Annotated in this window: 19 protein-coding genes; 12 read left to right on the top strand and 7 right to left on the bottom strand. The window is 56.5% G+C overall.

What is annotated here, in order from left to right; translation table 11 throughout:
• Window positions 1–37: 37 nt before the first annotated feature.
• A complete protein-coding gene (locus KGA83_RS00340) occupies window positions 38–2152 on the bottom strand; it encodes an acetate--CoA ligase family protein (RefSeq protein WP_223527533.1) in 2115 nt (704 codons plus the stop codon).
• A gap of 555 nt (window positions 2153–2707) precedes the next feature.
• On the opposite strand from KGA83_RS00340, the gene KGA83_RS00345 reads away from it, so the two are divergent.
• The 12 genes from KGA83_RS00345 to KGA83_RS00400 all read left to right on the top strand — a co-directional run bounded on the left by KGA83_RS00345 (window position 2708) and on the right by KGA83_RS00400 (window position 16239).
• Window positions 2708–3265 (top strand): hypothetical protein, encoded by a 558-nt coding sequence (locus KGA83_RS00345; protein WP_223527535.1) that lies wholly within the window; start codon window positions 2708–2710, stop codon window positions 3263–3265.
• A gap of 145 nt (window positions 3266–3410) precedes the next feature.
• Window positions 3411–4652, top strand: a complete 1242-nt coding sequence (locus tag KGA83_RS00350) for an SMP-30/gluconolactonase/LRE family protein (protein WP_223527537.1) — start codon at window positions 3411–3413, stop codon at window positions 4650–4652.
• Between the two features lie 58 nt (window positions 4653–4710).
• Window positions 4711–7146, top strand: a complete 2436-nt coding sequence (locus KGA83_RS00355) for a pyrroloquinoline quinone-dependent dehydrogenase (protein WP_223527539.1) — start codon at window positions 4711–4713, stop codon at window positions 7144–7146.
• 323 nt (window positions 7147–7469) lie between these two features.
• On the top strand, window positions 7470–8924 hold the full coding sequence (tcuA, locus tag KGA83_RS00360) for an FAD-dependent tricarballylate dehydrogenase TcuA (RefSeq protein ID WP_223527541.1): 1455 nt from the start codon (window positions 7470–7472) through the stop codon (window positions 8922–8924).
• Window positions 8911–10068: a tricarballylate utilization 4Fe-4S protein TcuB gene (tcuB, locus tag KGA83_RS00365; RefSeq protein WP_223527543.1), complete on the top strand. Its 1158-nt coding sequence runs from the start codon at window positions 8911–8913 to the stop codon at window positions 10066–10068. Before tcuA ends, tcuB begins: the two co-directional genes overlap by 14 nt.
• 384 nt (window positions 10069–10452) lie before the next feature.
• Window positions 10453–11784: a carbohydrate porin gene (locus tag KGA83_RS00370; protein ID WP_317850577.1), complete on the top strand. Its 1332-nt coding sequence runs from the start codon at window positions 10453–10455 to the stop codon at window positions 11782–11784.
• 337 nt (window positions 11785–12121) lie between these two features.
• The gene (pqqA, locus tag KGA83_RS00375; protein ID WP_020295432.1) at window positions 12122–12196 is read left to right on the top strand and encodes a pyrroloquinoline quinone precursor peptide PqqA; all 75 of its coding nucleotides are present in this window, start codon (window positions 12122–12124) and stop codon (window positions 12194–12196) included.
• Between the two features lie 72 nt (window positions 12197–12268).
• Complete coding sequence (pqqB, locus tag KGA83_RS00380) at window positions 12269–13180, top strand: pyrroloquinoline quinone biosynthesis protein PqqB (protein WP_223527545.1); 912 nt, start codon at window positions 12269–12271, stop codon at window positions 13178–13180.
• 83 nt (window positions 13181–13263) lie between these two features.
• Window positions 13264–14016 carry a pyrroloquinoline-quinone synthase PqqC gene (pqqC, locus tag KGA83_RS00385; protein WP_223527547.1) on the top strand — a complete coding sequence of 251 codons (753 nt, stop codon included), beginning with the start codon at window positions 13264–13266 and terminating at the stop codon, window positions 14014–14016.
• Window positions 14013–14288, top strand: coding sequence for a pyrroloquinoline quinone biosynthesis peptide chaperone PqqD (gene pqqD, locus KGA83_RS00390; RefSeq protein ID WP_223527549.1), 276 nt, complete (start codon window positions 14013–14015; stop codon window positions 14286–14288). Before pqqC ends, pqqD begins: the two co-directional genes overlap by 4 nt.
• The gene (pqqE, locus tag KGA83_RS00395; RefSeq protein ID WP_223527550.1) at window positions 14260–15432 is read left to right on the top strand and encodes a pyrroloquinoline quinone biosynthesis protein PqqE; all 1173 of its coding nucleotides are present in this window, start codon (window positions 14260–14262) and stop codon (window positions 15430–15432) included. The genes pqqD and pqqE overlap by 29 nt, the downstream gene beginning before the upstream one ends.
• A 411-nt stretch (window positions 15433–15843) precedes the next feature.
• Window positions 15844–16239, top strand: a complete 396-nt coding sequence (locus tag KGA83_RS00400) for a hypothetical protein (protein WP_223527552.1) — start codon at window positions 15844–15846, stop codon at window positions 16237–16239.
• A gap of 124 nt (window positions 16240–16363) precedes the next feature.
• Here the strand turns inward: KGA83_RS00400 and adeC are convergent, their stop codons facing one another.
• The 6 genes from adeC to KGA83_RS00430 form a co-directional block, all read right to left on the bottom strand.
• On the bottom strand, window positions 16364–17788 hold the full coding sequence (gene adeC, locus KGA83_RS00405) for an AdeC/AdeK/OprM family multidrug efflux complex outer membrane factor (RefSeq protein WP_223527554.1): 1425 nt from the start codon (window positions 17786–17788) through the stop codon (window positions 16364–16366).
• The gene (locus KGA83_RS00410; RefSeq protein ID WP_223527556.1) at window positions 17785–20940 is read right to left on the bottom strand and encodes an efflux RND transporter permease subunit; all 3156 of its coding nucleotides are present in this window, start codon (window positions 20938–20940) and stop codon (window positions 17785–17787) included. The genes adeC and KGA83_RS00410 overlap by 4 nt, the downstream gene beginning before the upstream one ends.
• Before the next feature lie 3 nt (window positions 20941–20943).
• Entirely contained in the window at window positions 20944–22092 is a 1149-nt protein-coding gene (locus KGA83_RS00415) for an efflux RND transporter periplasmic adaptor subunit (protein ID WP_223527659.1), read from the bottom strand.
• 430 nt (window positions 22093–22522) lie between these two features.
• Window positions 22523–23701 carry an XdhC family protein gene (locus KGA83_RS00420; RefSeq protein WP_223527558.1) on the bottom strand — a complete coding sequence of 393 codons (1179 nt, stop codon included), beginning with the start codon at window positions 23699–23701 and terminating at the stop codon, window positions 22523–22525.
• A gap of 51 nt (window positions 23702–23752) precedes the next feature.
• Window positions 23753–24658, bottom strand: coding sequence for a LysR family transcriptional regulator (locus KGA83_RS00425; protein ID WP_223527560.1), 906 nt, complete (start codon window positions 24656–24658; stop codon window positions 23753–23755).
• Between the two features lie 105 nt (window positions 24659–24763).
• On the bottom strand, window positions 24764–25117 hold the full coding sequence (locus KGA83_RS00430) for a cyclophilin-like fold protein (protein WP_223527561.1): 354 nt from the start codon (window positions 25115–25117) through the stop codon (window positions 24764–24766).
• Between the last annotated feature and the right edge of the window lie 11 nt (window positions 25118–25128).

A 25128-nucleotide genomic window follows, 5' to 3' on the forward strand; every position in this document is an offset into this window, starting at 1 on the left:
CATTGCTCTTTCTCGCGACAAGCTTGGGGGCAGTTCATTAACCGCGCACAATCAAGGCGTCCGCGGCAATCACACCGTGGGGCAATACAAACATTGGATTGATGTCGATTTCGGCTATATCGCTGCGCTGCTCCCAGGCAAACTGCGATAACGCCACCAACGCGTGGGCAACAGCATCTACATCAAGGGGAAGTGCGCCCCGAACGCCGCGCATGATCACACTGCATTGCAATTCATCGAGCATTTCCATAGCGGTCGGCAGGCCGAAAGGGGCGATTCGACATGCGGAATCCTTCAGTACTTCCGCATAAATCCCACCCGCTCCGACTACAACCACTGGACCAAATGAAGGGTCCTTGACCACGCCGGCAATCAGTTCGAAGCCACCCGTTACCATCTCAGAAACGAGAACACCTTCAATGTGGGCAGCAGGCACGTGTTGCTGCGCATTGGCTAACACCTGCTCGATCGCTGACTCCAGCTCCTGGGCGGTACGAATGCCTACCTTTACGCCGCCAATTTCAGTTTTGTGCGCGATGTCCGCAGAGACGATCTTGACGACAAGGGGAGCTTTGACTTTGTCGAACAGCGCAGCGTCAAAACCCTTCACGATCAGGTCGGTTGTGACGGGGATACCTATGGAACGCAGCAGTTCCTTGGACTCTACCTCGGACAACGATGCTCGACTGCCGATGGCGTTGCTGAGCGGTAAAGGCGCTCGCTCAACTTCGAGCACCTCATTCCCTTCCTTATGCAGAATGCGCGATTGAGTTCGCTTGAATCGCATCAGCATTGCAATGGCTTTGGCGGCTCTCGAAGGCGAAGGCAACACCGGAATACCCGCCTCAGCGAATACACGCAGCGCCTCTGCAATCTGAACGTTGGGGGCTGAGGAAAAAACCAGAATCGGTTTCGGCGCCGACGCGGCAATTCGGGCCAATACCTGGGCTGCCGCCAGGCTGCCAGAGGCGCCTGTGGTTGCTAGGTTAATGCAAAGCGATCCAACGGCGGGGTCTTCAAGCGTCGCGCATACAGCGGCTTCCAATTTCTGGGCATTGGCCGCAGAAAAATACCCTGCGGTAAGGTCGATAGGATTATGGACGGCCCCGATGTTAGGCACGACCGCCAGCAACTTTTGCTGGGTATCGTTACCGAGTTCACACAAGGTCAGACCTTCAGGCTCACCCGCATCGGCAAATACGATCGCAGATCCGCCCGACACCCCCATCACCGCGACACCACCGTTGTCCGGGTATTTCTTGCTTTCCAATGCCTTGAGAAAATCTACTGCTTCATGGATCTCTCTAATCTCGACGATCCCCGTCTGCTTGAACAGGGCACGGTAGAAATCATAAACACCCGTCATGCTGGCGGTGTGCGATGCGGCCGCCAATGCGCCCTGCTCGGTGACGCCGCCCTTCCAGAGCAGGATCGGCTTGCCACGCGCCGTTGCCTTGCGGCCGATTTCCAACAGGGCACGACCGTCGTTGGTTCCCTCGATATAGGCGACGATGGTGTGTGTCTCGTCATCGTCAAGCAGCGCTTCAATCAGCTGTACCGAGTTGACATCGCTTTCGTTGCCCGTCGCGATGACATGACGGAAACCAATCCCGGCCTCGGCGCATGCAAGGGCGATGCTATAGCCGAATCCTCCGCTCTGCGTCACCAGCGATACCGATCCTTTCTCGAGTTTCGGTTCACGCGTAATGCTGCCGAATGCGGCGTAGACACGTGAATGGATGTTGGCAAAACCGAGGCAATTGGGCCCGATGATACGCATGCCCGCCGCCCGGGCGATCGCGAGCATTTTCTCCTCCCGAAGGATTCCTTCCGGACCGCTTTCTCGAAAGCCACCGCTAAGGACCACCGCAAAAGGAACCTTCTTCTGTGCACTCGATTCCAGCACGGCTAAAACACCCTGCGCCGGGACGCCGATCACTACGAGGTCTACGTCACCTTCGATCTCCGCAACGGATCCATAGCACCTCAAACCTTCAAAGGTTTCGTATTTTGGATTCACCGGATAGATCGTGCCGGTATATCCGTTGCTCATCAGGGCTCTCACTGCCTGAGAGCCGGGACGCCCTGCATCCTCCGACACGCCTACAACCGCAATCGAACGTGGTTCAAGCAAGTATTTGTAATTATTCATATCGGTACTGAAGCCCTTGATCGCTATCGAAAATCGGGAGACGAGGTAAAGAGATGCAGTCGTTTCTCTGCTCTCCCCAAAAGCAGAGCTGCCACGACGCACTGTCGTCCGCACCCAGCCGAAAGTCAATTATTTTTGGAATAGGTTTCGATGAATGAAACTGAAAGCACGACCAGACAGAAGCTTGCACTACCGCTCACCAAGCATTCTCCAGCGATACAAAAGTTTCACCCAATGAAACTTGTGCTAATTATCAAAACACATGCTAGTATGATTTTGCGTCGACCGAGGGCATGTAACTGCCTCGTATGGACGGTTGATTTGTCCTGCATACATGCAGATTCAATAGGAGCATTGGTGATGATTTACACGCGCAGTGGGGCAGACGCCCTTGCAAATCGGAGCGTTATCGTTTCGCCCGGTACCGGAAACCAGCATTGGGGAACGACCTTCTTTGGCCCGCGGAGCTCCCAAGAGCGGGCCCCAGGCCCTCAGGCAACAATGTCTGAACTGAGAGCACACGAAGCGGTAGTGCCCCATTTCCACGGGGTGTCGATGTTTCAGTTGTTCATCGCCGGTAGCGGCACACTGGGGAATCGCGGTCAGGTGCTTGAGCCGCTCACCGTTCAGTTCAAAGACCATCACACTGCCTACGGCCCGATCGTGGCGGGTCCGCAAGGACTGTCCTTCGTCGCCATGCGGATGTACACCGGAAACTCCCAACCGGTCTATTTGAGTGAACCTGGCTATCGGGAGCAGCTGCGTCCCAGCAAACGCCGGCACCTGACGTCCGAGCCCATCAAGTTCTCCATTGCACCTGTGATGCAAGCCCGTGAAGAAGCGAGTTGGGAACTACTTTTTGAAGATGAAGCAGATGGGCTGCGCGCTCAGGTATTACGACTGGGCGCTGGTATGAAGGTGGACGGTCCGCCCCCTGGTATTGCATCGGGTTATTACGTTTTCGTCGGAAACGGCAGCGTGTTGCATGGCGAAGAGGAGCTTCCTCTCTGGTCCATGATCGTCGTGGAATCGACCGAGGAAAAGTTCGAGATCCATGCAGGCGGCGAAGGTGCCGAGGTCCTCGTGCTCCAGTACCCTCGGGAACAGATTTGAAGTACGGATCCCCTCTGGCGGACTGACATTCGCTGGTTCGTGCACCCGACGTTACCGCGCAAGAAACACAGATTCACCCTATCAAACAATAAACAAGTCTACGCCCCTGAGGGGGAGTAAAAGGCTTTGCACAATGGAGTTCGTTATGAGCATTGGCGTAACGTTCAATTTCAAAGGGTTGGTCGCGCCGATATCCGGCGCGCCCCCCAGCCGGCTATTCGCTACGACAGCTTTACCCACGTTGACACAACTTCACATGTCTGCGCCGCACACGGCGATAAACGCGACAAGCATTCATGCCTGTAGGAATCGTTCGGATCGAAGAAGCAGCGCCAGTGTTCATGGAGCGCTCAAAAAACTCCAGCTCCGCAGCCTGCTGGCCTGTCTGGTCATTAGCGCCGGAGTCACTACAGGCGCATACGCCGAGCAACTCCCCTCCTCTTCAGCATTGGCCTACGATAAGCAGACCCAAGGCCCCGTACCCATCCCAGTATCGGAACGAGGCCTTTCAACAGTTACCGCCCAAACCTGGTTCAAAGCATCCAACGAAGGTCGGGTACTGGAAGGCGCCATATTTGACCGCGATGGCAATCTGCTTTTCTGTGATGTTTCGGGTAAACGCGTACTTCGCCTGTCACCGACCAAACAGCTTTCAATCGTAGCCACGATAGAGAACCTTTTCCCAGGCGGACTGGCATTTCATCCCGACGGACGTCTGTTCATCGCGGCTCTCGATCTGAACCGCAACCTGGGAGCGATTTTCGCGGTCAAGCCAGACGGCACAGGAATGCAAACCATCATTACTCCAGACGCCGGCTACATGCCTAACGATCTGGTGTTCAATACGCAAGGTGGTTTTTACTTCAGTGACTTCAAAGGTATTTCGACCGAGCCAAAGGGCGGCATCTATTACGTTTCTCCCAATCTTTCTCCTCCCGTTGTCGTTTTGCCGCATCTCTCAATGGCCAACGGCGTTACGCTAAGTCCAGACGGAAAAACGCTGTGGGCAACCGAATTTGGGCGCAATCTTCTGCATCGCATCGACCTGGCCAACGCTACTACCATCGCCACCATCAGCTCGTCCATCCCCTACCGTTTCACGGGGCCCTCCCCCGATTCGATGCGGGTCGACGCCGATGGCAATGTCTATGTGGCGATCTATGGTCAAGGTCGTGTAATGGTCTTTAACCAGATCGGTATCCCTATTGGCCAGGTGCTGCTGCCGGGGCGCGAACAAGGGCACAACCTGCTATCGACCAGCCTCGCCATTGATCCCAATACGAACACCTTGTACTCCGTCACCAGTGATGGAGATAAGGGGCAAGGAGCAACAATATTCAACGCCAAGGTGTTTACCCATGGCTTGCCTCCGGCGTCATTCAAATGAGCCGTCTCAATGCTTGTTCCCCACACGTGTGTCCTATTGATCACATGGAGAAACCCTTATGACCCCTATTGGCGCAGAGCCTGGCTCTTTGAATGCCAAGCGCGATACGACGAAAGCCTCGCGATGGGTATGTCGTATCTTTGCCATTGTATTACTGATACTCGGCCTGGCCCTTTCCGTTGGCGGTGTCATCTTGGTTGCGGACGCAGGTTCTCCGTATTACCTGATAACCGGGTTGGCCTTCATCGCAAGCGGTGTATTTCTCTGGCGCGGCGATGCGCGAGGCGTCTGGGTCTATGCCGCGACGCTGGTCTGGACCACGGCCTGGAGCCTCTGGGAAGTGGGTTACAACGGCTGGCAACTGGCGCCCCGGCTCATTGGTCCGTTCGTTCTCGGAGCAGTACTTCTGCTACCGCATTTCACCCGACTCAAGCCTTTGCCAAACACCCGGAAGCTTCCACGCGGCTGGCCATCGTTTGCCGGCGGCCTCGTAGCTGCAATTGCCTTGGGGAGCGTCAGTCACGCTTTCGGACCCGATGCACCGGACTTTCCGATGTTGAGACGCGGCTTGCAATCGCAGGCGCCAGCGAAACTGCCTGAGCCACTGGCCAACAACGAACGTACCGACTGGCAAGCCTACGGCAATGACCAGGGCGGGACCCGCTTCAGCCCGCTTGCCGACATAGACACAACCAACGTCTCGAAGCTGGTCAAAGTCTGGGAAGTCGACATGGCGCCGGTTAACGGCGATCTCAACGCGATCGAAGGCACCCCCATCATGATGGGTAGTTCCCTGTACGCGTGTGATGGCAATAACGGCATCCATGCATTCGATGCGGAAACCGGCAAAGAATTGTGGCGCCGCGACATTTCCAACGGTGTACCGCAGTCGGGCAAACCCTGTCGGGGCGTGGCGTACTATAAAGTGCCTGACGCCAATGGGTTTTGCTCGGAGCGCATCTACGCCCCCAGCCACAACCCCACGCTGGTGGCACTGGATGCGAAAACCGGTGAGTATTGCCCAGGCTTTGGTAACAACGGCGCGGTCGATCTGACAAAGGGCGTCGCACCTTACCCACATGGCTTGTTCTACGTCAGCTCGGCACCGCAAGTCATCCGCGGCAAGATTGTCGTCGGTGGCGGCATTCCCGACGGGCAATATTGGGGTGGTCCGTCCGGCGTTATCAGAGCTTTTGATGCGGTGACAGGCGAGCTCGCCTGGGCTTTTGATGCCGGCGCGCCGAATCGCCTCGGCCTACCACCTGAAGGAGAGTACTACACGCCCTCCACGCCCAATAGCTGGGCCCCCATCAGCGCGGATGAGAAGCTCGGTCTTATCTATTTGCCAGTGGGCAACGCGACACCTGATGCTTACGGTGGACAGCGCCGTCCCTATGACGAGGATATCTCTAGTGCGGTGATCGCTCTCGACGCGGAGACTGGTCGACTGCGCTGGAAATTCCAGGCCACGCACCACGACATCTGGGATTATGACGTCGCTTCTCAGCCCACTCTGTTGAATTGGCCTACCGCAAAGGGCATGCGGCCAGCGCTGATCCAACCGACCAAGCGCGGCGAGATTTTCGTGCTCGACCGCGAGACTGGCGAGCCGATCAAGGCGGTGGAAGAACAGCCTGTGCCTCAGCGTGATATTGCGAAAGGCGAATGGCTGTCCCCAACCCAGCCTGCCTCTGTCGACCTCCCTGCTTTCCGGGGGCCTCAACTGCGCGAAAAAGACATGTGGGGTGCAACGCCGATCGACCAGATGGTCTGCCGGATCATGTTCAAGCAATCGCGCTACGAGGGCCAGTTCACGCCCATCACGCTCGACAAGAATGTCTTGATCGATCCCGGTTCCATGGGTGGTGTGAACTGGAATGGCATCTCGCTGGACGTTGATCGCGGGCTGATGATTGTCAACTGGACTCAGGTCCCTGACCGAATCGAACTGGTGACACGCGAAGAAGCAACGCAACGCAATTTCAGGATTGCACCTGGTCTGGACGCTGGGGGACAAGCCGAGCAGCCTATGCTTGACACGCCATACGGTGCTTATCGGGTCAACTTCCTTTCGCAGCTTGGCATTCCTTGCAATGCGCCGCCTTGGGGCCTGATTGGCGCTGTTGATCTTGTCAGTGGCAAGCTCATCTGGTCCAAGCCCTTGGGCTCACCGCGTGACATTGGCCCGTTCGGTCTGCCGACCCTGGTCTCCATCCCGATCGGTACACCGACCGCCGGTGGCGCCGTGACGACCCGTGGCGGCCTGGTATTTATCGGTGGTGCAGCAGAGCATACGTTCCGTGCCCTGGATGCCGCCACCGGCCGGGAGCTGTGGAGCAGCCGCCTGGCCACCAGCGCAAATGCCACGCCCATGACCTATCGCAGTCCGGTCAGCGGAAGGCAATTTGTAGTGGTCGCCGAGGGTGGGCGCCCGCATTATCGTACGAAGCCTGGTTCGAAGCTGGTTGCCTTTGCAATTCCAGGCAGCAAGTGATGGCCGCTGACAATAGCTGATCGACTAAGGAGCCAGTCCATCGTGACCTGTCTCCAAAGTCTTGAACTGGGCAAATCTGCCTGTCTCTGAAATGGGTCTATATCCATTTCAGTATCAAAACGCCCGGTGCACTTGCATCGGGCGTTTTGTATTTCTGGGAGCGTGGTAACTCCTGCCACATACCGCTCTGCACAGAAACATCACCCTTCACTAAAACTGAAGCCCTCACCTCTAAATCCGCCTTTCGCCGCGCTACGCCCATCCCTATGGTTAATCCACTGGCCGGCAGTCACTTCGCCCTGCCAGTGAATCGAGGAGATACGATGGTCGACGTTCTGGTGATAGGTGGCGGTAACGCTGCGTTATGTGCCGCATTAATGGCACGAGAGGCAGGCGCCAGCGTGATGCTGCTGGAAGGCTCGCCGAAAGTCTGGCGCGGCGGAAATTCGCAGCACACGCGCAACCTGCGATGCATGCACGATGCACCTCAGGATGTGCTGGTCGATGCCTATCCCGAAGAAGAATATTGGCAAGATCTGCTTAAAGTCACCGGTGGTCTTACCAACGAGAAACTGGCGCGCATCGCCATTCGCGCCTCGTCATCTTGCCGTGATTGGATGCGTTCACATGGCGTGCACTTTCAGCCGCCCTTGTCGGGTGCTCTTCATGTGGCTCGCACCAACGCTTTTTTCATGGGCGGCGGCAAGGCACTGGTCAATGCCTACTTTCGCAGCGCCGAACGCCTGGGCGTGAAGATCCGTTATGACGCTCAGGTCACCGACATAGAACTGGAAAACGGTGCTTTCGTCGCAGCTCACCTGGCCGAACGCGAGGTAGATGGACAACGATTCCCAGCGGAGCGTATCGAAGCACGCGCCTGCGTCCTGGCTGCTGGCGGGTTTGAATCCAACCGCGAATGGTTACGGGAGGCTTGGGGCCAAAACGAGCGTGGTGAATGGCCATCGGACAACTTTCTGATTCGCGGCACTCGCTTCAATACCGGTGTGTTGTTGCGACGGATGCTCGATCTTGGCGCCGATGCAGTCGGCGACCCGACTCAGGCACATATGGTTGCCATCGACGCCCGGGCTCCGCTTTACGACGGCGGTATATGTACCCGCATCGACTGCGTGTCCCTGGGCGTGGTTGTCAACCGCGATGGCGAACGGTTTTACGATGAGGGTGAGGATTTCTGGCCCAAACGTTATGCGATCTGGGGCCGTCTGGTTGCGGGACAACCCAACCAGCAGGCCTACTCGATTATCGACCAACAGGCGCTTGGCCGCTTCATGCCGCCGGTGTTCCCTGGAACCACAGCCCGGACGTTGCCAGAACTTGCTCGCCTGTTGAACTTGCCGCAAACGCAGTTCGTTAAAACCATCGAAGACTACAACAACGCTTGCCATGTCGGCACGTTCGACCACACCACGCTCGACGACTGCCATACCGAAGGGCTTACTCCCGCCAAGACTCACTGGGCAAGGCCGCTCACCAAACCACCCTACTACGCCTACCCCCTCAAGCCAGGTGTCACCTTTACCTATCTCGGCTTGGCGACCGACGAAACGGCCGCCGTGCACTTTGATGGCAAGGCCAGCCCGAACCTGTTTGTCGCCGGAGAAATGATGGCTGGCAACGTACTGGGCAAGGGTTATACCGCGGGTATTGGCATGGCCATCGGTACCGCCTTCGGACGAATCGCCGGCGTACAGGCCGCGCTTTGTGCAGGGTTTGGTCTTTCTCCTGTGAACTCGGAGCTTCAACATGCAGCTGTTTAATCCCCAGGTATCCAGACAACTGATCCCGGTCCTCAACCTGCAGGAAACCGAAGTCGAACGGCAGATGACCATTTGCAATGCCTGCCGCTATTGCGAAGGTTTCTGTGCCGTATTCCCCGCAATGACCCGGCATCTGGAATTCGGTCAGGCCGACATTCATTACTTGGCGAACCTTTGCCACAACTGCGGCGCGTGCCTGTCGGCCTGCCAATACGCTGCCCCGCACGAATTTGCAGTCAACGTACCCAAAGCCATGGCCAAGGTGCGGCTGGAAACCTACACCAATTACGCCTGGCCGCAGCCACTGGGTAAATTGTACCAACGCAACGGCCTCACCTTGGGGCTGGCTTCAGGCGCTGGGTTGGCGCTGTTCCTGTCGCTTACCTTGATGATCATGGGCAACCTGTTCGTTGCCATGCCAGGCGGTAACTTCTACGGGATTTTTCCACACAACACGTTGGCACTGATGTTCAGCGCGGTGTTCGGTTTTGCCGTATTGGCCCTGGGCATCGGCGTGCGTCGATTCTGGCGCGAAATCTCCCCCGCCGAGGCACCGCTACCCTTGAAAACCAGTGCAGTACTGGAGGCCGGCGCCAACGTCGCGCAACTCAAGTACCTGGATGGCGGACATGGGGAAGGCTGCAACAACGCCGACGACGAATTCACCCTATGGCGCCGCCGCTTTCACCACCTCACCTTCTATGGGTTCATGTTGTGCTTCGCAGCCACGGGCGTTGCCACTCTTTATCACTTTTTGCTGGATTGGTCGGCTCCCTACCCGATTTTCAGCCTGCCGGTGCTGCTCGGCATTTTCGGCGGTGTAGGCCTGCTGGTTGGCCCTGCTGGATTGCTCTGGATGAATCTGCGTCGTAACCCGCAACAGGGTGACGAGAACCAGAAACCCATGGATCGTGGCTTCATCGCGCTTCTGTTCCTGGTCAGTGCCAGCGGGCTGGGATTGCTTGCCTGGCGCGAAACCAGCGCATTAGGCCTGTTGCTCGCGATCCATCTGGGCCTGGTCATGGCGTTCTTCCTGACCATGCCCTACAGCAAATTCGCCCACGGCATATTCCGCAGCGCCGCGCTGCTGAAATACACCATTGAAAAACGCCAGCCCAACCCGATCAGCGCCGGCAGTGACTGACCAGTATTTCAAGAAGGTGTCGATGTAATCGCGCCGCCGTTAAGTTGAAGCTACCTCCATAACAATCACAAGGGGAGCGTTACCGATGTTCGAATTGAAGTACTTAGATGATTACGCAAGAAACAGGCGTGCCGTTACATCGATCGCCGTCTGCGCCCGTCAACTTGACGTGCGCTACATCACTACCAACGCCTCCATAGACGCAGAACTCAATACTTCACACGCGGGATAAAAACCCTCGAGCATCCTTGTGAAAAATATCGACGTCTATTGGACTACCCACGTTCGTCAACCGGTTGCAAAACATCCTTTTAGCACTCTTCCGGTGGAGGATCTATCTGAAGATGTTCGATTATCTGACTAATAAAAAAAACAGAGATTATCATGACCGCTCACTTGAACCACAACACACTTACTAAAACGTCCGTCGCAATGCTGCTACTTTGCGGAGCCGCCAGCAGCCACGCACAAGAAGCCTTTAATCCTGAGTCCCCCTGGATGTTGGGAGACTGGGGCGGTCTACGCTCAGAATTACTGGAGAAAGGTTATACCTTTAACGTGCTCTACACGGGCGACGCCGCGACGAATCTTGCCGGGGGCTATGATTCGCACACCACGGCACGTTATACCGACCAACTTGCGCTGATGAGCAATCTGGACCTTGAAAAAATATTCGGCTGGCAAGGCGCAGATTTCCAATTCACGATATCGGATCGTAACGGGCGCAATCTCACCAATGACGTGATCGTCGACCCGCGGGTGGGGGGTATCAGTCAGGTTCAAGAGGTATACGGGCGCGGTCAGACCTGGCGCCTTACGCAACTCTGGTACCGCCAAAAGTTCTTTGACGGCGGGCTGGATATCAAGCTGGGGCGCATGAACTTTGGCGAGGATTTCGGCAGCTTCCCCTGTAAATTCCAGAACCTGGCGTTCTGCGGCGCCCAACCAGGCAACTGGGCCGGCGATATCATTTATAACTGGCCAATCACTCAGTGGGCGGGCCGGGTAAAGGTCGCATTGAGCGATAACACTTATGCGCAAATCGGTGCATACGAGCAGAACCCGTCCTACCTGGAAATAGGTAACGGCTTCAAACTCAGCGGCAGCGGCAATGAAGGAACCCTGGTACCCATCGAGTTGGTCCATACCACGTCCCTGGGAGCCGGGCGACTGCCAGGTGAATATCGCGTGGGTGCGTATTACAGCAGCCGTAACGCAAACGACGTCAACACTGAAGAAAATGGCGTAGCCAAATCCCGAGACAGCAAACACGGCGCATGGATTGCTGCGCAACAGCAAGTCTGGAAAGACCCGGACTTCGCCGCTCGCGGCCTGTCGGTATTTGCCTATGCTACGGTGCATGACAAGGCCACCAATATGATTGATCGCTCTGTGCAAGCAGGCGTCTATTACACGGCGCCGTTCAAATCCCGGCCGAATGACGAGATCGGCGTCGCCATCTCCAACATCCACGTGAATGAACGTTTCAAAGATCATCAGCAGCAACTGAACAACGTGGCGGGCGTCAGCGATTACGACGACCCTCGTTTCACGCCGACGCAAGGTTCAGAAACCAACATGGAAATTTACTACGGGTTTGGCGTGACCAAATGGCTGACCGTGCGCCCCAACCTCCAGTTTGTTGGCAACCCCGGTGGTGTCAGTGAGGTTAAGGATGCGTGGGTCGCAGGTTTGAAATTCGAGACCAGCTTGTAAGGGGACTAGTCCGATGCAATTTACCGTCAGCGTAAATTTGCCCCAACAATGGGAGAAAATGACAATGAAGTTTCGCACTCTGCAGGATCGAGTTCGATTACTGGGCAATTGCGTCGCGGCTCTTACATGCAAATTGTCCAGTCACTCTTTCTCGCACCTAGAGCAATTTCCTGAAGCGATCCTGTTGTCCGATCGTCCGGCGGCACTGGACGAGGTATAACAACTGAAGCACGGCGGCGGTAGGTCGGGCTCGACTTGGCAAGCGGTAAAATGATCCCGACCAAATCTACAGATGTATCCCTGACAAACGTCCCACCCACTTGAAAGGAGTATTCCCATGTCCTGGTCCAAACCTGCTTACACCGACCTGCGTATCGGCTTTGAAGTCACTATGTACTTCGCAAACCGGTAAGTTTGTCTTTGCGGTACAGCGCCTCGGTTTGCCGAGGCGCTTTATTTTCAGTTTCAAAATGATGGAGAAACCATGTTTGTCCAGATTCTAGGTTCCGCCGCTGGTGGCGGTTTCCCCCAGTGGAACTGCAACTGCGCCAACTGCGCGGGTTTTCGAAACGGTAGCCTGCGGACCCAGGCGCGCACCCAATCGTCCATCGCGATTTCCGATGATGGTGTGAACTGGGTGCTGTGCAACGCCTCGCCAGACATTCGCGCCCAGCTTCAGAGTTTTGCTCCGATGCAGCCTGGCCGCGCGCTGCGGGACACCGGCATTGGCGCGATCATCCTGATGGACAGCCAGATCGACCACACCACCGGCCTGCTCAGCCTGCGTGAAGGTTGCCCGCATCAGGTCTGGTGCACCGACATGGTCCACGAAGACTTGAGCACCGGCTTCCCGCTGTTCAACATGCTGACCCACTGGAACGGCGGGTTGAGCTGGAATCGCATCGAACTTGACCAGCGCTTCACCATCGCAGCCTGCCCGAGCCTGCGCTTCACCCCGCTGCCCCTGCGCAGCGCCGCACCGCCCTATTCACCGCATCGCTTCGACCCGCACCCGGGGGACAACATCGGGCTGATCGTCGAAGACCTGCGCACGGGTGGCAAGCTGTTCTATGCCCCGGGCCTGGGCAAGGTCGACGAGTCATTGTTGGCGATCATGGCCGGCAGCGATTGCCTGCTGGTGGACGGTACGATGTGGGACGACGATGAAATGCAGCGCCGTGGCGTCGGTACCCGCACCGGTCGGGAAATGGGCCACCTGGCCCAGAACGGCCCCGGCGGCATGCTCGAAGTGCTGGAGCAACTGCCCGCGCCGCGCAAGGTGCTTATCCATATCAACAACACCAATCCGATCCTGGACGAAGACTCTCCCGAGCGGGCCGAGCTTGTACGTCGAAAGATTGAAGTGGCCTACGACGGGATGAGTATCGAGTTGTAGGAAGGCGCAACCCCTGTGAAAGCGTTTGCGTTAAATGCCAGCCACCTCCACCTCCACCGCCAGAGCTGTTCCGGAGAGCCCAAATGATTGATACCCCCCTGTCCCCCGCCGAGTTCGAAGCGGCCCTGCGTGCCAAGGGCGCGTATTACCACATCCATCACCCGTATCACGTGGCGATGTATGAAGGCCGCGCCACTCGCGAGCAGATCCAGGGCTGGGTGGCGAACCGCTTTTACTATCAGGTGAACATCCCGCTCAAAGACGCCGCGATCCTCGCCAACTGCCCGGACCGGGAGATCCGTCGCGAGTGGATCCAGCGCCTGCTCGACCATGACGGTGCTCCCGGCGAAGACGGCGGCATCGAAGCCTGGCTGCGGCTGGGCCAGGCGGTGGGCCTGAACCCCGATCAGTTGCGTTCCCAGGAATTGGTACTGCCGGGCGTGCGCTTCGCGGTGGACGCCTATGTCAATTTCGCCCGCCGGGCCAGTTGGCAGGAAGCCGCCAGCAGCTCGTTGACCGAACTGTTCGCGCCGCAGATCCATCAGTCGCGCCTGGTCAGCTGGCCGCAGCATTACCCCTGGATCGACCCGGCCGGATACGAATATTTCCGCACTCGCCTGGGCCAGGCCCGTCGTGATGTGGAACATGGCCTCGCCATCACTCTGCAGCACTACACCACCCGCGAAGGCCAAGAGCGCATGTTGGAAATTCTCCAATTCAAACTCGACATCCTCTGGAGCATGCTCGACGCCATGAGCATGGCCTACGAATTGAATCGCCCGCCCTACCACAGCGTGACCGGGCAACGGGTGTGGCACAAAGGGATCACCTTATGAGTTTCGACCGCAGCAAAACCCCGCGCTGGCGCCCCGGCTATCGCTTCCAGTACGAACCGGCCCAGAAAGGCCACGTGCTGCTCTATCCTGAAGGCATGATCAAGCTGAACGACAGCGCTGCGCTGATCGGTGGCCTGATCGACGACGAACGGGATGTCGCGGCTATCATCGGCGAATTGGCGAAGCAGTTTCCCGATGTGCCGGAACTCGGTGACGACATCGAGCAATTCATGGAGGTCGCACGTGCTCAGCACTGGATCGAACTTGCCTGATTCATCAGTCAAGTTGTCGCCAAAACCCGAAATCGGCTTGCCTTTGTGGCTGCTGGCCGAGCTGACCTATCGCTGCCCGTTGCAATGCCCATACTGTTCCAACCCGTTGGACTTCGCCGAGCAGGGCCAGGAGCTGAGCACCGAGCAGTGGTTCAAGGTCTTTCGCGAAGCCCGCGAGATGGGCGCCGCGCAGCTGGGTTTTTCCGGGGGCGAGCCATTGGTGCGCCAGGACCTGGCCGAACTGATCGGCGAGGCGCGCAGGCTGGGTTTCTATACCAACCTGATCACCTCCGGCATCGGCTTGACCGAGCAGAAAATCAGCGACTTCAAGAAGGCCGGCCTGGACCATATCCAGATCAGTTTCCAGGCCAGCGACGAGCAGGTGAACAACCTCCTGGCCGGCTCGAAGAAAGCCTTCGCGCAAAAACTGGAGATGGCCCGGGCGGTGAAGGCCCACGGCTATCCGATGGTGCTGAACTTCGTGACCCATCGGCACAACATCGACAAGATCGACCGCATCATCGAGCTGTGCATCGCCCTGGAGGCCGACTTCGTTGAGCTTGCCACATGCCAGTTCTACGGCTGGGCGCAACTCAACCGCGTCGGCCTGCTGCCCACCCGAGAGCAACTGGTGCGTGCCGAGCGCGTCACCAACGAATACCGCGCCAAGCTGGAAGCTGAAGGCAATCCGTGCAAGCTGATCTTTGTCACACCGGACTACTATGAAGAACGCCCCAAGGGCTGCATGAACGGCTGGGGCAGCATTTTCCTGACCGTCACGCCGGACGGCACGGCATTACCCTGTCACGGCGCCCGACAACTGCCGGTGCAATTTCCCAACGTGCGCGACCACAGCATGCAGCACATCTGGTACGACTCGTTCGGCTTCAACCGTTTCCGCGGTTATGACTGGATGCCTGAACCGTGCCGCTCCTGCGATGAAAAAGAAAAGGACTTCGGCGGCTGTCGCTGCCAGGCGTTCATGCTCACGGGGGACGCCAGCAACGCCGACCCGGTGTGCAGCAAGTCCGAACATCACGGGGTGATTCTTAAGGCTCGTGAAGACGCCGAGCACGCCACGCAAACCATTGAACAATTGGCCTTTCGCAATGAACGAAACTCGCGCCTCATCGTTAAGGGCTGATCGTCTCAGCGACAGAAATGACTGACTGATCGACGATCGATTCGATAACGGTAACGTCCGACGCGCAGAAAATACCGCCTGCGATACCTGAGGGATTCAGGCGCCCGGCAGCGTGGATGGCGCATCATTGGTGAATAAAGCTCAGCACTGCATCAATAGCTAACAGGCTAATCAATTAAAAATTAGCCTGTAGAATATCCCCATACCGACAACAAAATCATTTTGGATATCGAGCAGGCATTTAATCCTTGCCACCCTCGATCATCTTGCATCATCCGCAGAAACAAAACGGGCGCACGTTTCCAAGCCAATGCTTCATTAGGCTTGAACATCTCGTTTAACCCTTCCTTATTTAACGGTTCAGAACAAGCTTATAACTATTCTCGACCCCCAAAAGAACTCAGGACACTTATGAACCTTGCAAAACTTACCGCTACTCTCATCTTTATCACTGGACTGGCTGGCTGTGCGACTGAGCTTCCGGAGCTGAAAGAAGGTGAATCCATTGTCAATCTTCACGAGCAGATCGGCGACGAGATGCTGGCCAGGCGCCTGGATACGCAGCGTGCTGAAAACCTGACTTACTTCAAAGTATCGCCCGGTGCGCATTCGATGGAGCTCGGTATTGTTACAAAGAGCTATCAGGAAAGCCAACACCGCTGTATCGCGACCCTCTCCTATGATAAGTTTTTACCGAATGAGCATTACACCCTGATGGAAAGCAGTGCCGGCAAGGAAGTGAAGGTTGAACTTATCGACAGTAAAGGTAACACCTTGGCTCAAACTGACAAGGTACCCTGCCTGTAATTACCCGCGATGCAAGTGACAGCAAGACACCACCACTCAGTACGTAGCGATCATGATAGTATCAGTCACCGCTAAAACAAAAACGCCCGGCCTATCGCCGGGCGTTTTTGTTTAGTCGTCGTCCTCAGAGTTTGTGCTCGCCCCGCTCGTTCCATCCGCCACCCAGTGCACGATACAAGGTCACATCAGCCTGCAACTGCGCAAGACGATCGTTGATCAGCCCTTGTTGGTTGCTAAACAGCGAGCGCTGCGCGTCCAGAAAGGTCAGATGGCTGTCCACGCCGATTCGATAGCGACGCTCGGCAAGCCGATAATAATCTTGGCTGGCGTTAACGAGATACTTCTGTGCCTGCAACTGGTCGACGTAAGTTTTACGTGCAGTCAACCCATCGGAGACCTCCTGGAAAGCGGTCTGGATAGCTTTCTCGTAGTTGGCCACACCAATGTCTTTCTGGATCTTTGAGTAATCCAGGCTAGCGCGTAACGCGCCAGCGTTGAAAATCGGCAAGCTGATGGTAGGGGAAAACGCCCAGCTGCCTGAGCCGCTCTTGAACAACCCATCCAGATTCGCGCTCGAGGTGCCAGCATTTGCCGTAAGACTGATGCTAGGAAAAAACGCCGCCCGCGCCGCGCCGATATTAGCGTTAGCGGCCAAGAGCGAATGCTCGGCGGCTAGGATGTCGGGGCGACGGGCGAGTAAATCACTTGGCAGACCGGCCGGTACGTTAGCGAGCAGATCGCCATCCAAGGACTGCGGCTCCGGCAAATCGGCGGGCAGTCCTGTGCCAAGAAGAAGCACCAAAGCATTCTCATCTTCGGCCACTCGGCGCTGGTAGTTTGCCAGGCTCGCCCGCGCACCTTGCACCGAAGTACGCGCCTGTGCGAGATCAAGCGCCGAAGCCACACCCACCTGATTGCTCCGGGTGGTCAGACGCAAGCTCTCCTCGTAGGCACCCAGCGTGTTCTCGGTAAGCTTGAGCAATTCACGGTCGGTTTGCCAGGTGAGGTAGGCATTGGCCACGCTCGAAACGGTGCTGATCTGGGTCGAACGTCGGGCCTGGGCGGTAGACAGATAAGTTTCCAGTGCCTGCTGGCTGAGACTGGCGATGCGACCAAACAGATCCAACTCGTACGAACTGATTCCCAGGTTGACGTCATATTGGCTGGAAATACCGGCCTGTCCAGACTGCGACAGATCGCTCGGCAGTCGCTGACGCGTCCCGTTGGCATTGGCGCTCACCGCCGGAAACAGGTCGGCCCGTTGGATGCGAAATTGCGCCTGGTAAGCCGCAACGTTTAGTGCTGCGACCCGCAAGTCGCGATTGTTGCTCAAGGCGGTCTGGATCAGTTGTCGCAACGCCGGATCGTGAAAAAACTCGCGCCACCCCTGCTCGACGGCGGCCTGGTCGGCAGCGCTGGCTGACTGATAGCCAGGGCCTTGCGGGTATTGCGCCGCAACCGGTGCCTGCGGCCGTTGATACTCAGGAATTAATGAGCAACCACTGACCACCACTGCGGTGATCGCGAGGCTGATTAGGGATTTGGTCATTGGCTTGCCTCAACAGGTGTAGCGGCTTCGCCCTGCTTCTTGCGTCTGCTTTTGAACAGGGATGAAACGGAAACGAAGAATAGGGGTACCCAAAAAATCGCCAGAACGGTGGCTGTTATCATGCCGCCGATCACGCCCGTACCGATGGCGTTCTGACTGCCTGAGCCCGCTCCGCTGGAGATGGTCAGCGGTAGCACGCCGAGAATAAAGGCCAGGGATGTCATCACAATCGGACGCAGACGCATGCGACAAGCCTCGACCGTTGCTTCAAGCAGCGGCTTCCCCTTCTCATTCAGCTCCTTGGCAAACTCGACGATCAGGATCGCATTCTTCGCCGCCAACCCCACCGTCACCAATAGGCCCACTTGGAAGAACACGTCGTTGGACAGCCCTCGCAAGGCCGTGGCCATCAACGCGCCAATCACTCCCAGGGGCACCACCAAAATGACAGCGATCGGGATTGACCAGCTTTCATACAGTGCCGCCAAACACAGAAACACCACGAGAATCGACAGAGCGTACAAAGCCGGCGCTTGTGAACCAGAAAGACGCTCTTCATAGGACAACCCGGTAAAGGAGATGCCTACGCCGGGCGGCAGTTGTTCTGCAATTCGCTCGACTTCCGCCATCGCCTGGCCAGAGCTGTAACCCGGGGCGGGAGTCCCGAGAATTTGCTCGGCAGGAACGCCGTTGTAGCGCGACAGTTTTGGTGAGCCAAAGACCCACTCGGCACTCGCAAATGCCGAGAACGGGACCATCTGACCTTGATTGTTACGCACGTACCATTTACTCAGATCCTCTGCGGTGCCGCGCGAGTCAGGTTGGCCCTGTACATAAACCCGTTTAACTCGGCCGCGATCAACGAAATCGTTCACATAACTACTGCCGTATGCCACCGACAGCGTGGTGTTGATATCGGTCAGAGAAATGCCCATCGCCCTGGCGCGCTCGTCGTCGATGGTCAGATGGTACTGCGGCTCGTCGGCCAAGCCATTTGGGCGTACACCGGCGAGGACCGGGCTCTGGGCAGCCAGTTCAAGAAACTTGCCGCGCGCCTCCATGAGTTTTTGATGGCCCACGCTATCCTGGTCCTGCAGGTAGAAATCGAAGCCGGTGGCGTTACCCAATTCCAGTACCGATGGCGGAACCACCGCATATACCATGGCGTCGCGGTACTTCAGGAACTCTTGCTGGGCACGCTGTGCAATTTTGAACACAGTATTGTCACTGTCTCGCTCATCCCATGGCTTCAGGTTGACGAAAGCGATCCCAGAATTCTGCCCGCGACCCGCAAAGTTGAAACCATTAACGGTGAAAACTGTAGCAACGGCGTTACCTTCTCCGTGCTCTTTGTCCAACAGGTATTGAGTCATGCGATCAAGCACTTTTTGAGTGCTCTCAGCCGAGCTGTTGGCCGGCGTCTGCACCTGCGTAAAAATCAAACCCTGGTCTTCATCGGGCAGGAACGAGGTCGGTATCCGGGCGAACATCCAGATCATGCCGGCGACGATTACCAGGTAAACAACGAAGCCCGGCACCTTATGCCGAATGATCTGGCCTACGCCGTGCTCATATCCGTTGATGCAGGCATCGAACCCTCTGTTGAACCATCCAAAAAAACCGCGCTTGGGCTGGCCGTGTTTTGTCGGATCGATTGGCTTGAGCAGCGTGGCGCAAAGTGCCGGGGTGAATACCAAGGCAACAAATACCGAAAGCGCCATGGCCGATACGATAGTGATCGAGAACTGCCGATAGATCACGCCAGTAGAACCACCAAAGAAAGCCATAGGTAACAGCACCGCCGAGAGCACCAAGGCAATACCCACCAGCGCTCCCTGGATCTGCCCCATCGATTTGCGCGTTGCCTCCCTGGGTGAGAGGTGTTCCTCCGCCATCACCCGTTCGACGTTTTCAACCACCACAATCGCATCGTCGACGAGTAATCCAATCGCCAGGATCATCCCGAACATGGTCAACGTATTGATAGAGAAGCCGGCCGCGGCAAGGACGCCGAACGTACCTAACAACACAACGGGCACTGTCAAAGTCGTAATGATGGTGGCGCGCAGGTTTTGCAAAAACAGCAGCATGACCAGAAAGACCAGAACCACCGCCTCGCCCAGCGTATGCATCACCCCGCTGATGGATTCGGTGACCACCGGCGTCGTGTCATACGGGTACACCGCTTCAATCCCGGCCGGGAAGAATGGTTTCAGACGGTCCACCGTGGCGCGAATCGCCTTGGCGGTATCAAGGGCGTTGGCGCCTGTGGCCAAGCGGATGGCGATACCCGAGGCAGGCTTGCCATTGGCTTGGGCGTTGATGCTGTAATTTTCGCCGCCCAAACTGATATCAGCCACATCACTCAGGCGCACCTGGGAGCCGTCGCTATTGACCTTAAGCAAAATGTCACCAAATTGCTCGGAGGTCTGCAGTCGCGTCTTGCCGATGATAGTTGCGGTAAACACCGTACCTTTGCGCGCCGGAAGACCACCAATCGTGCCCGAAGCCACCTGTACGTTCTGCGCCTCAATCGCCTCGGTCACGTCGACTGGAGTCAACTGGAACTGGTTCAGTTTGGCCGGGTCCAGCCAGACTCGCATTGCGTATTGCGTGCCCCAAATCTGAAAGTCACCGACGCCTGAAGTCCTCGAAATCGGGTCCTGGATGTTTGAGACGATGTAGTTGGATAGATCCTCCTTGGTGTGTTTGCCATCAGTGGAAACCAGACCGATGAACATCATGAAATTCTGTTGGAATTTTGTGACGCGCAGCCCTTGCTGCTGCACTTCCCGCGGCAACAGCGGCGTGGCCAGGTTCAGCTTGTTCTGCACCTGCACCTGGGCAATGTCAGAGTTCGTGCCCTGGTTGAAGGTAACGATGATTCGCATGCTGCCATCGGCGTTACTCTCCGAAGAGATGTAGCGCAGATTGTCGATGCCGTTCATCTGCTGCTCGATCACTTGCACGACCGTATCTTGCACTGTCTGCGCGGAAGCACCGGGATATGAAACCTGAATCGCGACAGCGGGTGGTGCGATGTCAGGGTATTGATTGATCGGCAAATTGAGAATCGACAATGCCCCAACGAGCATGATGATCAGTGCAAGCACCCACGCGAAGATCGGTCTATCAATAAAATACTTCGACATGGTCTACTCCGACTTAGCGCTGGTGTTTGCCGCTACAGGGGCTCTGTTCGCCTCGTCTGTCATCGCTTCCTGAGCGACCACGGGGATCCCCGGCTTAATGAACTGAAGCCCTTCGACGATAATTTTGTCTCCGCCGCTCAAGCCGCTTTCCACCAGTACATTCGCACCGACGGTGCGGCCAACCTTGAGCTGACGTTGCTCGACTTTGTTATCAGCGGTAACGACCATGGCGGTCGGGGTGCCCTTGAGATCCCGGGTCACGCCAATCTGCGGAGCAAGAATGGCCTGCTCGGCAACCCCCTCCTGCAACCGCGCATGCACAAAAATCCCGGGCAGCAGCAGGTGATCAGGGTTGGGGAATACCGCGCGCAGGGTGACCGAGCCGGTTGCTTCGTCGACTGAAACTTCTGAAAACTCCAGTGAGCCCTGCAGGGGATATTGGCTACCGTCCTGAAGTGTCAGGCTAACTTTCGCAGCCTTGTCAGCAGCTTTCTGCAACTGCCCGCTTTCAAGAGCCCGACGCAGTTTGAGCACCTCGCCATAAGGCTGAGTGACATCGACATAGATGGGATCGAGCTGCTGGATAATCGCAAGCGGGGCTGCCTGGCCATTAGAGACCAGCGCACCTTCGGTCACAGCAGAACGTCCAATCCGTCCACTGATGGGAGCAAACATTTTGGTGTATCTCAGGTTGATCTGAGCGCCCTTGACTTGGGCTTCCGCCTGCATCTGCTGAGCTCGAGCGGTGTCGTACTCCTGCCTGCTCACCGCCTGCTCGTCAATCAGTTGCCGATACCGAGTTGTTAGCGAGCGAGATTGCTCCAGACTGGCCTGGGCACTGGCGAGTGTTACCTCGTAAGTTGATGGATCGATCTGATAGAGCTGCTGACCAGCCCTGATATCAGCCCCTTCTTGGAACAAGCGTTTCAGGACGATGCCATCCACCTGCGGCCGAACCTCGGCAAGGCGGTAAGCACTGGTACGCCCGGGCAGGTCGTTGAACAAGGTCACAGCCTGAGGTTTCAGGGTCACCACGCTGACTTGGGGGGCTTGCGCCGGGGTAGCAGCAGCCTGCTCCTTGTTGCATCCACTGAGCATCGTGGCAAAAGCAATGGCGGTTACCAAAGCAGGAAAGACGGGCTTGAATGGCATAAAGTCCTCGAACACAGCGCTGAAAAATGCGCGCATGAGTTTGCAAACTGCCGCAGCACAGGCTGAAACAGCTGCTGATGGCAATGGGAGAAAGGGTTCGGCAAGTACGCGCAAGAGGCGCGGTGCGAAGATCAAGCTTATTGACCGGGCTAAATAAACCCGACGAGCCAATGCGCTGCGCATTGGATTGTTATGTAGGCATGCTAACAATCGAGATGCCTGGGGATTAGCCCAACTTTACTGAAATCACCAATGAGAGATGTTCAGCAATAAAATGTTTTCAGGATTTTTCAGATTATTCACAGCGCTCTATATCGAGCGATTAACGAGGGACGGCATCTCGATTAGTGAGTTTTGGTCAGTTTTGCCCTCGGATGCGTGCTGCGCTTCGGCGAGTCCAATATCCCGCAGAGCTTCCAACTCAAGTCTTCTACGACTCAGCCATGGAGAATTTACGGGAACAACTGGGCTCAAGCTGGTAAGTTTCGTGAATCGCCGATGCCCGCAACTTCAAACTTCCACCCGCTCGCCGATTCATGACAGCCTCGATCTCCCCAAGCACCGCCATCGCTACACTTTCCGGGTTGTCTCCACCAATGTCCAAACCCATTGGATAGTGCAATCGGTCCAGCGCGGGCAGGCTGTTTGTCTGTCGCGTTATTTCATCAAGCAGACGCTCGGTCCGATCACGTGGCCCGAGCTGACCGATGTAACGAGGGTTACCTTGCAACGCGCCTTTCAACCAATGCGCATCCTGGCTCAGGCTATGGGACATTACCGCGACACACGCCCCCTCCACGAACTTTCGAAATTCGAAAGGCCCGCCGATATCGGCGCTCAATACCAGATCCGCTTCGGGAAAACGTTCCGGACGGGCGAAATGCGGGCGACTATCAACAACGGTGACATGCCACCCCAAGATTTTTGCGATCCGTACCAACGGCTGCGCATCATGACCCGCCCCAAAGATCATTAGGCGCGGTGGTGGCGCGACGTATTCTAGAAAAACCTCTACGTCTGCAAAGCCTTCGGCATAGTGTTGCCGCGAAGATTTTTGCTGGTCCAAAGTGAGACGCAGATCAGCGGTAATTCGCTCGCTCAGTGCAGGATGGTAGAACCCCCCGAGGGGCGCCGCGCCAGATTCCAGGAAAACTCGGTCTCCAACATCTGCACGGCTATTGCGCGAGCACGCTATTACCGTTGCGATCGCTACGGGTCTCTGCTTGCTCCTTACTTTGCGTAACGCATCAAGCAGAGCGCATTGTTTGCTGGCTGGTATTCGCTCGAACAACACATACACTTTGCCGTTGCAGCCCAGCCCGAAACTAAGGGACTCTTCACCACCCTCTTCGTCTGTGGCCTCAGCCGTACTGTAGGTACGAATCACCGGGCCCGACTCACTTAACCACCAGGCCTTTCGCACCACATCATCCTCCAGACAGCCACCACTGATGGTGCCCTCCGGACGTCCATATTGTGAAACGAGCATGCGCGCCCCCGGACGGCGATACGCCGAACCCTCGACTTTCACAACAGTGGCGAGTACAGACTCTCGACCCTCGATCTGTTCGGAGTGGATGGCGTCAAGCAATGCGTTCAAGCTGGACATATTAGATCTCTCTCCCAAAGCGAATCCGGCAAAACTGCTGTCGACCGTCAACTATCCAAGCGGGCTCAACTCTCTGATCAAGTCAATCAGCAAACGTAGCGTGATCGGCACCTGCCGGTAGCTTGAGTAATAGATATGAAAGCCTGGACCGACACTGACCCAATCCTCCAAAACCACTTGTAAAATCCCTTCCGCGACAAGCGGCGCGACTATGGGTTCGGCACAATAAGTCAACCCAGCCCCCTGGGTGACCATGGCGAGCATCATCCGCGTCTCATCCAGCACGACATTACCGGACACTGGGATCTCTACTTTTTCACCCTCTTTCTCAAACTCCCAGTTGTACATCCGACCGTTGCCTAGCCGAAACCTTAAACAACTGTGCTGCTTCAGATCCTCTGGGTGCAGCGGCATGCCACATCTGTCGAGGTAATCGGGTGTTCCTACCACGACCCATCGAACAGAGGGTGAAAGGCTTTGGGCAATCATGCCTTCAGGTACGGTAGCGCCATACCTGATCCCAGCGTCAAAGCCTCCTTCAACGATGTCCACCATACTATTGGTGATTGAGACTTCCACTTCGATATCGGGATAACGATGAGCAAATGTCGATAAAACGGGTGCCAACAGAAGGAGCGCCGCGTCACTGAAAACATTCAGCCGTATGCGACCAGTGGGTTCATCACGGAACTTATTCAACAGCTCAATGGCCTGGTCGATTTTGTCGACAGGTTCGCTTATCAATGCCAGCAGCTCCTCACCGGCTGCCGTCAGGGTGACGCTGCGGGTCGTGCGATTGAGCAAACGAACACCCAATCTCGCCTCCAGCCCCTTGATCGCATGGCTCAGCGCAGATGCACTTATCCCTACTTCAACACCCGCACGACTGAAGCTTGAATGGCGGGCGACGGCTAAAAAGTAGATAAAATCGCCAAAGTTGGCACGAGTCAGCTGCATTAGTTCTCTGCCATTAGTGTGAAACGTATAAACGAAAAGGACCGCACCGCCCCCTACGCCACAGACAGACAGTTTTGCCGGCCTGGTTCTGATTGCTTTGGGGTATCACTCATCGACCAAGGTGATCGTCACTTTAAGGGGCCCCGGGCGCGCGAGTATTTCCAGACCGGAATCAATCCTGCCGAGTTTGATAAGGCCACTCGAATACTTGAAGCCTTTATGAAAAATGGCGAGATTTCCCCAAGGCGCATAGAAAGCGACGTCACCCGCTGAAGGCGTGAAGCCAGTTGGCGCGCCCTGTGTCGATAATGGCTCGGGCAGGTCGCTGATCTTCTCGGTCGAGGCGTAGTCTTCCAGTGTCAGTTTCATCGGCAGCTGTTTAACGAAATCTCTGGAGGAATCGTTGTTGTCGAGCGTTGCCGTAACCGGACCGCCTGAGACATCGATGCGTATTTTCATAATTGCTCCAC

Source organism: Pseudomonas sp. GL-R-19, from assembly GCF_019956375.1.
Taxonomy (GTDB): domain Bacteria; phylum Pseudomonadota; class Gammaproteobacteria; order Pseudomonadales; family Pseudomonadaceae; genus Aquipseudomonas.

Coding starts and splice junctions, on each gene's coding strand:
- KGA83_RS00400 (WP_223527552.1), top strand. CDS start 15,844: ATGAACCTTGCAAAACTTACCGCTACTCTCATCTTTATCACTGGACTG.
- KGA83_RS00410 (WP_223527556.1), bottom strand. CDS start 20,940: ATGTCGAAGTATTTTATTGATAGACCGATCTTCGCGTGGGTGCTTGCA.
- adeC (WP_223527554.1), bottom strand. CDS start 17,788: ATGACCAAATCCCTAATCAGCCTCGCGATCACCGCAGTGGTGGTCAGT.
- tcuB (WP_223527543.1), top strand. CDS start 8,911: ATGCAGCTGTTTAATCCCCAGGTATCCAGACAACTGATCCCGGTCCTC.
- KGA83_RS00415 (WP_223527659.1), bottom strand. CDS start 22,092: ATGCCATTCAAGCCCGTCTTTCCTGCTTTGGTAACCGCCATTGCTTTT.
- KGA83_RS00350 (WP_223527537.1), top strand. CDS start 3,411: ATGAGCATTGGCGTAACGTTCAATTTCAAAGGGTTGGTCGCGCCGATA.
- KGA83_RS00430 (WP_223527561.1), bottom strand. CDS start 25,117: ATGAAAATACGCATCGATGTCTCAGGCGGTCCGGTTACGGCAACGCTC.
- KGA83_RS00425 (WP_223527560.1), bottom strand. CDS start 24,658: ATGCAGCTGACTCGTGCCAACTTTGGCGATTTTATCTACTTTTTAGCC.
- pqqB (WP_223527545.1), top strand. CDS start 12,269: ATGTTTGTCCAGATTCTAGGTTCCGCCGCTGGTGGCGGTTTCCCCCAG.
- tcuA (WP_223527541.1), top strand. CDS start 7,470: ATGGTCGACGTTCTGGTGATAGGTGGCGGTAACGCTGCGTTATGTGCC.
- KGA83_RS00345 (WP_223527535.1), top strand. CDS start 2,708: ATGTTTCAGTTGTTCATCGCCGGTAGCGGCACACTGGGGAATCGCGGT.
- KGA83_RS00340 (WP_223527533.1), bottom strand. CDS start 2,152: ATGAATAATTACAAATACTTGCTTGAACCACGTTCGATTGCGGTTGTA.
- KGA83_RS00370 (WP_317850577.1), top strand. CDS start 10,453: ATGACCGCTCACTTGAACCACAACACACTTACTAAAACGTCCGTCGCA.
- pqqD (WP_223527549.1), top strand. CDS start 14,013: ATGAGTTTCGACCGCAGCAAAACCCCGCGCTGGCGCCCCGGCTATCGC.
- KGA83_RS00355 (WP_223527539.1), top strand. CDS start 4,711: ATGACCCCTATTGGCGCAGAGCCTGGCTCTTTGAATGCCAAGCGCGAT.
- pqqC (WP_223527547.1), top strand. CDS start 13,264: ATGATTGATACCCCCCTGTCCCCCGCCGAGTTCGAAGCGGCCCTGCGT.
- KGA83_RS00420 (WP_223527558.1), bottom strand. CDS start 23,701: ATGTCCAGCTTGAACGCATTGCTTGACGCCATCCACTCCGAACAGATC.